Origin of the sequence: Halopenitus sp. POP-27 (genome assembly GCF_029889855.1) — an archaeon.
Lineage (GTDB): Archaea > Halobacteriota > Halobacteria > Halobacteriales > Haloferacaceae > Halopenitus > Halopenitus malekzadehii.
In genome coordinates this window covers 19710-31869 of sequence record NZ_JARANU010000022.1, presented here as the reverse complement: position 1 = coordinate 31869, position 12160 = coordinate 19710, and the positions used below count along the sequence as shown (strand labels likewise).

General features: G+C 66.5%; 14 protein-coding genes. 6 read left to right on the top strand and 8 right to left on the bottom strand.

Annotation, left to right across the window (positions count from 1 at the left end):
- Nucleotides 1-138: 138 nt before the first annotated feature.
- Both OQF70_RS12370 and OQF70_RS12365 read left to right on the top strand, forming a co-directional pair.
- The gene (locus tag OQF70_RS12370; protein WP_280537932.1) at nt 139-1530 is read left to right on the top strand and encodes an NAD(P)/FAD-dependent oxidoreductase; all 1392 of its coding nucleotides are present in this window, start codon (nt 139-141) and stop codon (nt 1528-1530) included.
- Between the two features lie 176 nt (nt 1531-1706).
- On the top strand, nt 1707-2069 hold the full coding sequence (locus tag OQF70_RS12365) for a MarR family transcriptional regulator (protein ID WP_280537930.1): 363 nt from the start codon (nt 1707-1709) through the stop codon (nt 2067-2069).
- A gap of 573 nt (nt 2070-2642) precedes the next feature.
- On the opposite strand, the gene rpl12p is transcribed toward OQF70_RS12365, so the two are convergent.
- From rpl12p to OQF70_RS12350, 3 genes are read right to left on the bottom strand one after another with little or no spacing between them, the layout of a single operon-like run.
- A complete protein-coding gene (rpl12p, locus tag OQF70_RS12360; protein ID WP_280537929.1) occupies nt 2643-2984 on the bottom strand; it encodes a 50S ribosomal protein P1 in 342 nt (113 codons plus the stop codon).
- Nucleotides 2985-3002: 18 nt separating this feature from the next.
- On the bottom strand, nt 3003-4055 hold the full coding sequence (locus tag OQF70_RS12355) for a 50S ribosomal protein L10 (protein WP_280537928.1): 1053 nt from the start codon (nt 4053-4055) through the stop codon (nt 3003-3005).
- Nucleotides 4052-4690 (bottom strand): 50S ribosomal protein L1, encoded by a 639-nt coding sequence (locus OQF70_RS12350; RefSeq protein WP_280537927.1) that lies wholly within the window; start codon nt 4688-4690, stop codon nt 4052-4054. The genes OQF70_RS12355 and OQF70_RS12350 overlap by 4 nt, the downstream gene beginning before the upstream one ends.
- A 260-nt stretch (nt 4691-4950) precedes the next feature.
- Here OQF70_RS12350 and OQF70_RS12345 point away from each other — a divergent pair, with 260 nt between their 5' ends.
- Nucleotides 4951-5400 (top strand): hypothetical protein, encoded by a 450-nt coding sequence (locus tag OQF70_RS12345; RefSeq protein ID WP_280537926.1) that lies wholly within the window; start codon nt 4951-4953, stop codon nt 5398-5400.
- 83 nt (nt 5401-5483) lie between these two features.
- Here the strand turns inward: OQF70_RS12345 and OQF70_RS12340 are convergent, their stop codons facing one another.
- The 3 genes from OQF70_RS12340 to OQF70_RS13455 form a co-directional block, all read right to left on the bottom strand.
- The gene (locus OQF70_RS12340; RefSeq protein WP_280537924.1) at nt 5484-5960 is read right to left on the bottom strand and encodes a 50S ribosomal protein L11; all 477 of its coding nucleotides are present in this window, start codon (nt 5958-5960) and stop codon (nt 5484-5486) included.
- A 135-nt stretch (nt 5961-6095) separates the two neighbouring features.
- Complete coding sequence (locus OQF70_RS12335) at nt 6096-6524, bottom strand: archease (protein WP_280537922.1); 429 nt, start codon at nt 6522-6524, stop codon at nt 6096-6098.
- Nucleotides 6521-7621, bottom strand: a complete 1101-nt coding sequence (locus tag OQF70_RS13455; RefSeq protein WP_321169497.1) for a DUF502 domain-containing protein — start codon at nt 7619-7621, stop codon at nt 6521-6523. The genes OQF70_RS12335 and OQF70_RS13455 overlap by 4 nt, the downstream gene beginning before the upstream one ends.
- Before the next feature lie 154 nt (nt 7622-7775).
- On the opposite strand from OQF70_RS13455, the gene OQF70_RS12325 reads away from it, so the two are divergent.
- Together OQF70_RS12325 and OQF70_RS12320 are read left to right on the top strand one after the other, a co-directional pair.
- A complete protein-coding gene (locus tag OQF70_RS12325; protein WP_280537921.1) occupies nt 7776-8249 on the top strand; it encodes an N-acetyltransferase in 474 nt (157 codons plus the stop codon).
- Nucleotides 8250-8352: 103 nt separating this feature from the next.
- A complete protein-coding gene (locus OQF70_RS12320) occupies nt 8353-9816 on the top strand; it encodes an RtcB family protein (RefSeq protein WP_280537920.1) in 1464 nt (487 codons plus the stop codon).
- Between the two features lie 30 nt (nt 9817-9846).
- On the opposite strand, the gene OQF70_RS12315 is transcribed toward OQF70_RS12320, so the two are convergent.
- Nucleotides 9847-10404, bottom strand: coding sequence for a hypothetical protein (locus OQF70_RS12315; protein ID WP_280537919.1), 558 nt, complete (start codon nt 10402-10404; stop codon nt 9847-9849).
- A gap of 166 nt (nt 10405-10570) precedes the next feature.
- On the opposite strand from OQF70_RS12315, the gene OQF70_RS12310 reads away from it, so the two are divergent.
- Nucleotides 10571-11296, top strand: a complete 726-nt coding sequence (locus OQF70_RS12310; RefSeq protein ID WP_280537918.1) for a DUF47 family protein — start codon at nt 10571-10573, stop codon at nt 11294-11296.
- Between the two features lie 47 nt (nt 11297-11343).
- Here OQF70_RS12310 and OQF70_RS12305 read toward each other — a convergent pair whose 3' ends face one another.
- The gene (locus OQF70_RS12305) at nt 11344-12141 is read right to left on the bottom strand and encodes a TMEM165/GDT1 family protein (RefSeq protein ID WP_280537917.1); all 798 of its coding nucleotides are present in this window, start codon (nt 12139-12141) and stop codon (nt 11344-11346) included.
- Nucleotides 12142-12160 lie beyond the last annotated feature (19 nt).

Here is a 12160-nt window from a genome sequence, read left to right as displayed (position 1 = left end):
GGCATTTAACCCGGCGGTTCGGTCCGATGTCCCGGGAACGCGACGGGGTTGACGATATCCGGACCACCTGTGACCGATCCCCGCTACGACCGATCCGGGCTCCGTGGGTTTAATAGCCCGAGCGCGTCCCTCACGAGTATGGAACGCGTAGACGTTGCGATCGTCGGCGGCGGTCCCGCCGGATCCTCGGCGGCGCACGCCGCCGCGAGCGCCGGAGCCGACGCGATCGTGTTCGAGAAGGGCGTCCCGCGCGCCGACCGGGAGGATATCGGTCCCGATTCGACGGACGCCGCCGGCATCCTCGACTACTGGGTGGACATTATGGGCATCCATCCCGACGAGTTCCCGGAGGGGGTCGTACAGAACGAGCTCGACCGGGCGGAGTTCCGCGGCCCGAACACGGGGTGTACGCTCTATCACACCGGGATCGACTCCTCCTACGACGCCTTCGGCTACACCTTCCACCGGGCACGGTTCGACGACTTCCTCCGGGAGCGCGCCGAGGACGCGGGCGCGCGTTACCGCGTGCAGGCGTCGGTCCGTGACGTCGAGACCGATCCATCGATCGATCCGGACCGCGACGACGATCCGCGGCACGTCCTCCAGCTCGCGGACGGCGAGACCGTCGGCGCCGACGCCCTCGTGCTGGCGGACGGGCCCCAGCGGACGGTCACCAACAAGGTGCTCGATCGATACCTCCCGGACGGCTCGAAGGCGTCCGAACGGATCGCCTCGCGGGAGGCCAACCACATCGCCTATCAGGAATATCGGCGATTCCCCGAGGAGCTCTACGAGGAGGTCCGGGACGCCATCGTCTTCTGGTGGGGCGTGATGCCCGGCGAGACCGCCTATCCGTGGGTGTTTCCCAACCAGGACCGGGTCTGCCGGGTCGGCCTCACGATGCCGATCGGGCTCGAGATCGACGACGTCGCGGACCGCGAGTCGTACGAGCTGTTGCACCCCGAGGACGACACCATCCCGAACGGCGCCACCTACATCGAGCGGCTCCTCGAGTGGCAGTACGGCGACGAGTACGACCTCGAGGATTTCCCGGTCGTCGAGGACGCCGGCAAGCGGAACGGCACCGAGACGTATGCGATCTCCTCGACGAAGCCGATCGACTCGCCCACCGACGCGGGGATCGCCGTCGCCGGCGGGGCGATGGGCACCACCTCCGCGTTCCACGAGGGCGGCGACCACGTCGCGGTCCGGACCGGATCGATCGCCGGCGAGCTGGCCGCGACCGGCGAGCTGGCGTCCTACAACCGCCGCTGGAAGGAGGCGATCGGGGACGAGGTGTTGCGCAGCGTGGCGATGGCCGAGATGGTGAGCGAGTACGGCCCCGCCGACTGGGACCGCGTGATCGAGACCGCCGACGTGATGCTCGCGGCCGAGACCGGCGGCGACCTCCTGAAGCGGACCTACTCCGCCGGCTGGGGCGCGACGAAGCTGCTGTTGCGGTATAAATGGACCAAGCGGCAGCTTCGCGGGAACTACACGCAGATCACCGCCGACGAGTACGTCCTCTGAGGGCGACGTCGGGACGCTTCCGGCGAGCCCACAAGTAGCTTCTCGCCCGGTGGTGTTCCGGGCGTATATCTCACCCGTCAGTGACTCGTTAGCCCCGGAACTCCTCGGAAGGCGTCCACCCAGCGATGAGCAAACTGTAGAGAAGCCTTTAGTACATTCGATACAACATAGTACATATGCCGATCAACGCGGATCGCTTCGAGGAGATCGATGACGACGGAGACGATCCGACGCCCGGAACGAACGCGGATGAAGTCCTCTCGTTCCTCGAAGCACACGCCGATCAGGCGTTCACTCAGACCGAAATCGCAGAAGCGACCGATGTCAAGCGTGGATCCATCGGACCGACGCTCGTTCGGCTTCGAGAACGTGGACGGGTCGATCACAGAGGACGGTACTGGCGGATTAGCGACCACGTTGAGAGTATCGACGCAGCGACTGCACACGCGGGTACCGTCGCGGCGAGCCACGAAGAGACGTCGTTCGAATACGACGAGTGGCAGGAGTACGCGGAAGATCCGCGTGAACACCGTGAGTGAAGCCTATCGCAAGGGGGATGTCTTCTGGGCCCCCGATCCATTCAGACGGGGCTCGAATCCCAGACTCTGGCTGGTTCTGGTTGCAGAGCAGTTACCGTACCCTGGCGAGGAATACGTGTGTGCTGTACTCACGACGAGCGATCTTCCAGGGAATTACGAAGTCGAAGATGCGTGGATCACGGGGCGAAATCCCGAGAAAACATCGTACTGCTCCCCGTGGGTCATCGGAACCGTCAAACACCGTGCAGTAGCGGGTCCACAGGGACGCGTCACGCCGGAATTCACCGATCGGATGATCGAGCAGTGTACGGTCGTTCTTGACGGCTCCTGGAAACCGCCGGAGTAGCGCGAGACGGGTCGTTCGGAGGTCCACTTCCACCGGGCCTTCTCGTCGCTTTTCGCCCGATGGGAACACGGACGAGGTCGGCCGTTCGGGAGACCGATGAGGCCCTCCGTCTCGTCCGCCCTGCGGATCGCCGTCGCTCTCCATCGCGTCGTCGCATAAAAAGTGTCTCGTGAGGAACGAGCTGGTGGTCGGGCGCCCGTGGGGGCGCGAACTCCGGATACGGAGCGTTAGCCGAACAGCTCGCCGAGGCCTTCGCCGCCGTCGCCGTCTTCCTCGTCGTCCTCGTCAGCCTCGTCGGCGTCCTCGGCCTCGTCCTCGGCCTCGTCCTCGCTCTCGTCGGCGTCCCCGCCGGCATCGGCGGACCCACCTGCGGCGGCACCGGCTGCCGGCGCGGCGGCGGCCGTCTCGATGGCGTCCTCGATGTCGACGTCCTCGAGGGCGGCGACGAGGGCCTTGACGCGGGACTCCTCGACGTCGACGCCTGCAGCGTCGAGCACCGACGTGATGTTGTCTTCGTTGATCTCTTCGCCCGTCTCGTTCAGGATGAGCGCAGCGTAAACGTATTCCATTGGTGTAATCTCCGTGTGTTATCCGAACATCGCGCCGAGACCGTCGCCCGCGTCGCCGTCGTCGCCGTCGTCTTCATCGGCGTCGGCGTCGGCAGCATCTTCGGGCGTCTCCTCGGCGTCCGATCCTTCGTCAGCCTGTTCCTCCTCGTCCGCATCGGCGTCCGCCGTGGCTGCCTGGGCATCGACGCCCTGCAGCTCCTCGGGGAGCGCCTCCTCGTCGTCGATCTGCGCCGCGAGCGCGCGCAGCTGGGCGTCGGCCTTCCCGATCAGGTCGGGCACGACGTCCGGGCTCTCGATTTCGGCGTGCAGCGCGACGGACTTGGCCTCGCCGGACGCCTTCGCGAGAAGGGTGCCGGCGGTGCGAGCCGTCGGGTAGTTGGCGTTGACCGAGAGGTTGCGCGCGGCGGCGGCGGCGGACTCGATGTCCGCCTGGTATTCCTCGACGTCGATCGCGAGTTCCTCGGGCTCGAAGAGCACGCCCTCGGAGTAGACGGACTTCAGGTCGAGTCCGACCTCCTTGGGCTCGATGCCGAGCTCGGTGAGGACGTTCGCGAGGTCATCCGAGACAACCTCACCCTCCTCGAGCACGGTCGAGTCCTCGGTGACCTGGATCGAGCCCTCCTGGATCCGGGCGGCGGCGCCGACCGTCTGGAGTTCGCCGACGAACGGTCCCGGGTCGACCCCGGTGTCACCCTCGGGGATGACGATGTCGTTCGGGGCGACCTCGCCGGCGTTGATCGGCGCCGGCGTCTTCGAGGCCTCGAGCTGCTTGTAGAGCCCGAAGGGGTTGTCGTTCGTCCCGACGAGCGCGACCTGGCCGCTGACGTCGCCGACGAGCTGCTCGACGCCGTCGTCGACTTCCTCGAGCGCGCGGACGACGAGCGTGTTCCGGCTCATCCGCAGGTCCGCGGAGCCGTGGAGCTCGCGCCGCATCAGCTGCAGCTGGCGGCTCGGGATGCCGGCCACGCCGACGACCCCGACCGAGGCGAAGGAGTCGATGAACTCGACGAGCTCGTCGACCTCCTCCTTTTTCCACTCGGGGATGGTTTCGGTTCGTCGTGCGGAGCTCATACGGGCACCTCCTCGGCGGGACCCATCGTCGTCTTGACGAAGATCCCGTCGATGTTGAGCGGACCCTTCTCGAGGTCGGCCTCGAGACGACGGATGATGACGTCGACGTTGTCCGCGATCTCCTCGGCGCCCATGTCCTCCGCACCCACGCGGGTGTGGAAGGTGCGTCGGTCACCCGAACGCAGCTGCACCGTGTTTTTCATTCTGTTAACCGTTTCGACGACGTCGTCGTCCGGCTGGAGTGGAGTCGGCATCTTGCCGCGCGGACCGAGGACGGTACCGAGGTACCGACCGATGTCCTGCATCAGGCTTGCCTCGGCGATGAAGAAGTCCGTTTCATCGGCGAGGTCCTTTGCGGCGTCATCGTCGTCGCCGAGGTCCTCGAGGTCCTCGCCGTCGAGAACCTCGTCGGCAACCTCCTCGGCGCGGACGGCGGTTTCGCCCTCCGCGAAGACGATGATCTGCGTCTCCTGTCCCGTTCCAGCCGGCAGCACGATCGACTCGTCGACGCGATTCGACGGATCGTTGAGGTCTAGATCGCGCAGATTGATCGCGAGGTCCACCGTTTCGCGGAAGTTCCGCTCGGGTGCCTCCTCGAGTGCGCGAGAAACTGCCTCCTCTATTGTGTCTGCCATTTTTCACCTCCGTAGTACGCAGGAACGCTCCTACGGGTCAGTGAAACAGGCGAAGCCTGTCTCACCGGGATTTGCCCCAGCCGGCGTTTAAACCCGTCGAAGCCGTGATGGGCGTGGGATCCGGGCACAGGGACTGCGCCGGCGGGGTGGTGTTCGTTTGGGATGAATCTCCGTCGGAAGTGGTCTCCGTTGGGGGTGTTTCCGACGATCGGATCCACGACCGGGAAAAGACTGATGCGCCGACCCCCGCTAGTCGATCCGTGGCGTCCGGCTGGACCGCGCCGATCGCGGCGACCGTGTTCGTCTGGCTCCTCGTCAGCGTCGCGTGTCTTCCGGTCCTTGCGGCCGGGAGCATACGCGCGGCGATCGACGACTGGCCCACCGACCGGTACGCCGTGAACTACCTCCTCCTCGTCGGTATGGTCGTGCTCGGCAACGTCGCGGCCTTTCTCGGCGGCGTCGTGGTTCGTGGTGGGATCGGCGGGATCGAGCTGATCCGCTGGACGCTCCTCGTGGCGGTCGGCTATCCCACTCTCGTCTGGATCGCACTCGCGGGTATGCTGCCGGCTGCGGGTCGGTGGGATCCAGCTGTGGAGGGTCTCGATGGGCGGATCGTGCTCGCCGCCGCCGCGCTCTGGTACGCGATCGTCCTCTCGATCGCGGCCGCTGTGACGTTCTTCCTGCTGTTCGTGCTGTACTTTCCGGGGTGACGGTCGCACGACTCAAGCGGTGAAGTGGTCGGCGATGCCGACGCCCTCGAAGAGACTGGCTCGCGACGGAGAGGAGACGTCGACTACTCGGCGAGGACGTCGTCGTACTCGCCGGCCTCGACGCGGTCGTCGAAGGTCCGTGCGTCCTCGCCGTCGATCGTGACGCCCAGGGAGGCACAGGTGCCGCCGATCTCCTTGGCGGCGTTCTTCGTGTCGTACGCCAGCAGGTCGGAGGATTTCTGCTCGGCGATCGTCTTGACCTGTTCGACGTTGAGGTCGGCGACGAACTCCGACTGCGGCTCGCCGGAGCCGGTGTCGAAGCCGGCCTCGTCCTTGATCAGCTCGGCGGTCGGCGGGACGCCGACCTCGATGCTGAAGGAACCGTCGTCCTCATACTCGACGGTGACGGGGACCTCCATCCCGTCGAATGCGGCGGTCTCCTCGTTGATATCGCTGACGACGTCCTGCACGTCCACGGGCGTCGGTCCGAGCTCGGGACCGAGCGGCGGGCCGGGATTGGCCTCCCCGCCCGGAACGAGCACTTCGATGGTTCCAGCCATACGCGTACGAACCCGACCGCGACTTTTAACGGTTGTTCTTCGGCGTCGGGCACGCGAGCGGTTCGCACAGCCCGCAACCGGCCAGATGGGGTATCGGGTCGGGCACGACGATGTGGGCTGTTACGCGTCGACCGTTCAAACGTCGAAGACGACGTAGGCGTACCAGCCGTTCTCCCGACGCTCGAGCACCATCTCCGAGTACGTCACGGCCTTCACGTCGCGGGCAGCGACCTCGCTGAGCGGCACGCCGCGGGCGCTTGCGGTGACGGCCCAGGCGTCGGCGTCAGTCGTGTCGGCGTCGGGATGGCGGACCCGACACTCGTGATCGACCGGGAGCACGCCGCGGACGTCCCGTTCGTATATGAGTTCGTCGAGGTAATCGAACAGCGCCGCCTCGCCGGATTCGGCGGTGACGTCGATCGAGAACCGATCGCCGCCGCCGGACGGATCGCTGCACATCGCTGCCGTCAATCCCGATGCGACGTCGGCGAAGACCGTATCGATCGAATCCGCCGTGGCCTCGACCGCCACGTCGGCGGTGTGATCACGAAGTCGGTACGTCACGTCGATCCCCCCTCGTCGGCCGCCTCGCCGTCAAGCTCGTCGTGTCGTTCGGGCGGTACGTCCGTCGAGTCGCTGTTCGCCAGGTCCCGCTCGGCGCGTTCGGAGGGCGGCGTCTCGGTCGGAGCCCGGGCCGATTTCCGGCGGTCAGCGCGCTCCGCGGGGGGCGACGTTTGGCGGATGTCGCCGGAGTGGTCCTCCCGGTCGCGCTCCCGCCGAACGATCGCATCCGGCGTTTCGGCTTCCCGTGGGTTGATCGCCTCGTCGTATCGTTCCCGACGACCCGCCATCACTCGATCGTCCGATGTGGCCGTCCGTGCCGACGCCGTCGGGTCCAGCCGCTGTTCGACGCGGCCCAGTCGGGAGAGGTCCTGTAGCGTCTCGGCCGACACACCCGCCGTCCCGGCTCGTCCGATCCCCCCGTCGTCGACGTCGTCGTCCCCGATCGCGACGCCGCTCGTGACGAGCGCCTGGATCCCCTCCTCGACCGTCAGATCGATGTCGACGATCCGCGATTCGGGAACGAACAGGACGTGCCCACCCATCACCGGGTTCGGGGCCATCGGCATGAACAGCGTCCGCATCCCCTCCCCGCCGCGGTCGGCCGCGTCCGCGATCGGGTCGGGGGTGTGGCTCGTTACGAACGCCAGCGTGTAGGTCTCCTCGGTGGGAAACTCCACGAGGACGACCTCCTGGAAGTTTTCCCCGTCGGAGTCGAGCATCACGTCGGACATCCGCCGAAAGCTCTCGTAGACCGACCCGACCCCGGGGACGCGCTCGATCAGGTAATCGAAGTAGTCGACCGCTAACGCCCCGTATCGCGAGGAGTTCACCGTCACCCCGACCCCGAGTATCACCAATAGAAGTACGAACGGAGTGGTGATCTCCACGAGCGGTTCCCGCCCGATTACGCCGACGATCGGCACCGAGACCCGTGGGGAAAACGGAAGGATCGCGTCCGAGAACAGGTCCAGATACTGGTAGACGTAGTTGAACGCGATCGTCAACACGATGATCGTGATCATCAACGGAACGATGACCGCGACGCCGGTGAGGAACCCGCGTCGTAGCTCCTCGACGAGCGGCCGGTTCGTTCCCATTGCCACTGTTCAGGAGGGTGGAGAGTATAATCGTTCTGACGTGGACTGGTCGCCGTCGACGACACGGTATCGGCCGCTGGACCGGGCTGACGACGCTGGCAACGATGGTTCGGGACGGAGGAATTATATTCGACGCCCGCGTTAGCCGTTTTTAGTGAGCGTCACCGTCGAAAAACGGATCGATCAGCCCGGGAACGTCGAGCACGTCTCGGCGGCCTGGGATCTCAAGGAGACGATCCGCGAGGAGGAGGACGTACTCCGGCAGCGACACGGGTTCTTCACGGACGCCTATCGGCGCTCGCGGGCCCACCTCCTCTTCGAGAACGACGACCTCGTCGCGTTCGCCTGCGTACGACGTGACGGCTACCTCCTGTTTCTCGGCGTGGCACCCGATGCCCGCGATCGCGGCTACGCGCAGCGGTTGGTCGCCGAGATCGCGGAGGAACATCGGTCGGTCACCTGCCACGCCCGATCGACGAACGAGAACGCGATCGGCTTTTACAAGCACCTCGGGTTCGAGGTCAAACGCCGGATCAACGACTACTACGAGGACGGCGGCGACGCCTATTACCTCAAGCTCGGCCGCGACTCGCTGCGCGATCGCCTCGCCGACATCGTTCACGGGTGAGCCGCCGTTCACGGTCGAGACGGTCCACCATCGGCGACCGCCACACGCCGCCGGTCGCCCGTGCGTCGTAACGCTATTCCACCTGCCCGGCCTCCCTCGAGGTATGACCACCCGCGAGTTCGGCGACGTTCGCCTGCGGAAGGTACGCGAGCACGTCTGGGAGATCCCCCGGGAAGACGGAATGAACGTTCCCGCACGCGTGTTCGCTTCCGAATCCCTCCTCGAGGAGATCGGCGAGGACGACACGCTCACCCAACTCCGGAACGCGACGCACCTCCCGGGAATGACGAAGTACGCGCTCTGTATGCCCGACGGCCATCAGGGGTACGGCTTCCCGGTCGGCGGCGTCGGCGCGATCGACGCCGAGGAGGGATGTATCTCGCCCGGAGCGATCGGATATGACATAAATTGCGGAGTAAGGATGGTGAAAACAAACCTCGAATACGACGACGTTCGGGGTCGCGAGGAGGAGCTCGTCGACGCCCTCTTCGACCGCATCCCCTCCGGACTCGGCGGCGGCGGGATCGTCAAGGGCGACAGCGACACGGTCGAGGCGATCCTCGAGCGTGGCGTCGAGTGGGCGGTCGATGCAGGGTACGGCGTCGAGTCGGATCTCGAACACTGTGAGGACGAGGGCCGCCGTCCCGACGCGCGGCCGGAGTTCGTCCCGCAGAAGGCGAAGGACCGCGGCCGCAACCAGATCGGATCGCTCGGATCGGGCAACCACTTCCTCGAGGTGCAGCGCGTGACGGACGTCTTCCGCGAGGGCGTGGCCGACGCGTACGGGCTCGAACCGGGGCAGATCGTCGTCCTGATCCACTGTGGGTCGCGGGGGCTCGGTCACCAGACGTGCACCGACTACCTGCGGCGGATCGAGAAGCGCCACGGGGACCTCCTCGAGGAGCTGCCGGACAAGGAGCTTGCGGCGGCCCCGGCAGGGTCCGAACTGGCTCACGAGTATTACGGCGCGATGTGCGCGGCGATCAACTACGCGTGGGTCAACCGGCAGCTCATCACCCACCGCACCCGAACGGTGTTCGGCGAGCTGTTCGACGCCGATCCGATCGACGACCTCGGGATGGAGTTGCTGTACGACGTGGCCCACAACATCGCCAAACGGGAAACCCACGTCGTCGACGGCGAGGACCGCGACCTCTACGTGCACCGCAAGGGCGCGACGCGGGCCTTTCCCGCCGGCCGCGAGGAGGTGCCGGCGGTCTACCGCGACGTCGGCCAACCGGTCATCATTCCCGGAAGTATGGGCACCGGTTCCTACGTCCTCCGCGGCGGCGAGAACTCCCTCGACGTCTCGTTCGGCTCGACCGCCCACGGCGCCGGGCGGCTGATGAGTCGCACGCAGGCCAAACGCGACTTCTGGGGCGGCGACGTGCAGGACGACCTCGAGGAACAGGACCGGATCTACGTGAAGGCTCAAAGCGGGGCGACGATCGCCGAGGAGGCACCCGGCGTGTACAAGGACGTGGACGAGGTCGTCGGCGTCAGCGACGCGCTGGGGATCGGCGACACGGTCGCCCGGACGTTTCCGGTCTGCAACATCAAGGGGTAGTTCAAGGGGTAGTTCAAGGGATAGCCGGTATTAGCCCCAGAAACCGCCCGATCCGCCGTCGGGACCGGACGGACCGCCCGGTCCACGCGGGCGGTCCGGTTCCCGGCCGAGGTTGAGCCAGATCCGCTCGGCGTCGGTGTCGGTTCGCGGATCGACCTCCCGGCCGTCCTCGAAGCGAACGAACGAGAGGTAAAATGGCTCGCCGCAGCCGACGTCGCCGGTCTCGGCCCCGTCGGCAGCCTCAGCTCCGTCGGCGGTGGGTGCGTCGGAAGTGGGCGCGTCGGCACCGCCGTCGACGTTCTCGGACGTCGTGCCGCCCGTATCCGGCGCCCAGGTCACGCCATCGCTCTCCCCGCACACGAACCGGACGCCGTCGACATCGGGGTCAGCATCGGCCGTCTCACGCTTCTCCGGCCCCATCGATCCGTCGGCGGCCGGTTCGGTCGGACCGAACGCGACATCGGGGGCGACGTAGTGCCACCCCTCGAGCGGGTACGGCGTGACGGCCTTGTCGTCGAGATAGCCCTCCCGATCGACCGCCACGAGCGTCTCACAGTGCGGACAGTAGTACGTGACCGGGTAACCCATCGATCGGCCATAGCGGTCGAAGCGGTAAGTCGACATCGGCACGGGTGGAACGGCTCGACGGCGGCACGGGTGGATCACCGTCAGCACCGATGGGTATGGATCGAGGGGATCCGATATATAGGTCACTTATAAGCCTACTTCGGATCGACGGGTCTGGGATCGATCGATGGCCGTACAACCGGAGCCGCGGTTCGACGACCGGATCGTGTCACGGACGGGGACGTATCTCGACCGGATCGACGAATGTGTCCGCCTGCTGTCGGACCTGCTCGCCGCGTACATCGACGGCGGCGCCGACGACCCCACGGTTCGGGACCTCGTCGACACGATCACGAGCCGCGAGAGCGACTGCGACCGCCTCAAGCGGGACATCTCTGCACAGATCACGAACGCTGATGCCCGGGACATCGGACTGCGGAACGCCCGGATCCACCTCAACTCGCCGCGCGTGGTCGATCTGTATCAACGGCTCGATGCGATCCCGAACGCGGTCGAGCAGCTCGCCGAGGAGCTGGTCACGATCAAGCCGCCGCGTGAGGCGGCGACGTTCGACCGATTCGCCGAGATGGCGCGGTGTGCCGAGCGAGCGATGGACGCGCTCGCGGACGCCGTCGCGTGTTACGTTCGACTGTTGCGATCCCCGTCACGGTCCGACTCGATCGCCGCCGAGATCGCCACGGTACGGGGTGCCGAAAGCGCCGTCGACGAGCTCCGCAACGACGTGATCGGGACCGTCTTCGCCGACGACGCGATCGGCCGCCCGTTCGTCTACCGAACCGTCGCACTCCGGTTCGACGAGGTTCTCGACGCTATGGAGGACGTGACGGACACGCTCGTGTTGATCTCGAGCACTGAGTCGTGGATCACGACCGAACCCGACGATCAACGGTGAGTCGACGGCGCACCGACGGCGCGATTCGGGCGACCAGCGGCCGCGATTCAGGCGACGATCGCGAGGAGCGCCGCCGCGACCGTCTCGACGGCGGTATCCCACACCGACACGCCGGTCACGATCGCCTGGAGCGTGTCGACCCCGAAGAACGTGAAGGCGGCCCCGGCGAGGTGGTGAGCCCTCCGAAGGTCGAACCGGTTGGCGAACCGGAAGAAGACGAACGCGTTCAACAGGCTCACCGGGATGATGGCCGCCATCTCGCCCGCCCAGATGGCGGTCGGGAACGCGGGATACTGGGCGGCGAGTCCGATGGTGACGAGCTGCGTCTTGTCGCCGAACTCGCCGAAGGCCATCAGCGCGAAGATCGGGAGAAAGCCGCCGAGTACGTTGGGGATCCGCCACCCGAGATAGGGTACGCGGACGTCGAGATCACCGTCGAGCATGCTCGTTCCGCCATCGTCGTCGGGCATCGAGGCGTCGGCTGCCCCACCAGGAGCGTCGGCTGTCCCGCTGGAGGGGTCGTCCGTCCGGCCGGAGTGACCGTCCGTCCCGCCATCGGTTCGGGAGCGTGGCGGCGCCGATCGAAGGAGCGCGACCGCAAAGAACAGGAACAACACCCCGGTAAGCAGATCGAGGTAGACTCCGGGCAGCAGTCGCTGCACGTAGCTTCCGAAGGCGATCTCGATCACCGTCCACCCGGCGAAGGCGCTGCCGGCGGCGGCCACGACCAACAGGGGGTTGTACCGCGTCGAGAGGCCCGCGATGATGAACTGCACTTTCTCGCCGGGCAGTACGGCAAGTTGAGCGAGAAAGGCGATCACGACGACGTCCATCCAGGTCGTCATTCAGCAACGCCCCCGGGAG

Excerpts from the sequence above, each read along its gene's own strand:
- OQF70_RS12365 (WP_280537930.1), top strand. The coding sequence starts at position 1,707 with ATGCCGATCAACGCGGATCGCTTCGAGGAGATCGATGACGACGGAGAC.
- rpl12p (WP_280537929.1), bottom strand. The coding sequence starts at position 2,984 with ATGGAATACGTTTACGCTGCGCTCATCCTGAACGAGACGGGCGAAGAG.
- OQF70_RS12310 (WP_280537918.1), top strand. The coding sequence starts at position 10,571 with ATGGCCGTACAACCGGAGCCGCGGTTCGACGACCGGATCGTGTCACGG.
- OQF70_RS12315 (WP_280537919.1), bottom strand. The coding sequence starts at position 10,404 with ATGGGTTACCCGGTCACGTACTACTGTCCGCACTGTGAGACGCTCGTG.
- OQF70_RS12350 (WP_280537927.1), bottom strand. The coding sequence starts at position 4,690 with ATGGCAGACACAATAGAGGAGGCAGTTTCTCGCGCACTCGAGGAGGCA.
- OQF70_RS12340 (WP_280537924.1), bottom strand. The coding sequence starts at position 5,960 with ATGGCTGGAACCATCGAAGTGCTCGTTCCGGGCGGGGAGGCCAATCCC.
- OQF70_RS12320 (WP_280537920.1), top strand. The coding sequence starts at position 8,353 with ATGACCACCCGCGAGTTCGGCGACGTTCGCCTGCGGAAGGTACGCGAG.
- OQF70_RS13455 (WP_321169497.1), bottom strand. The coding sequence starts at position 7,621 with ATGGGAACGAACCGGCCGCTCGTCGAGGAGCTACGACGCGGGTTCCTC.
- OQF70_RS12305 (WP_280537917.1), bottom strand. The coding sequence starts at position 12,141 with ATGACGACCTGGATGGACGTCGTCGTGATCGCCTTTCTCGCTCAACTT.
- OQF70_RS12370 (WP_280537932.1), top strand. The coding sequence starts at position 139 with ATGGAACGCGTAGACGTTGCGATCGTCGGCGGCGGTCCCGCCGGATCC.
- OQF70_RS12355 (WP_280537928.1), bottom strand. The coding sequence starts at position 4,055 with ATGAGCTCCGCACGACGAACCGAAACCATCCCCGAGTGGAAAAAGGAG.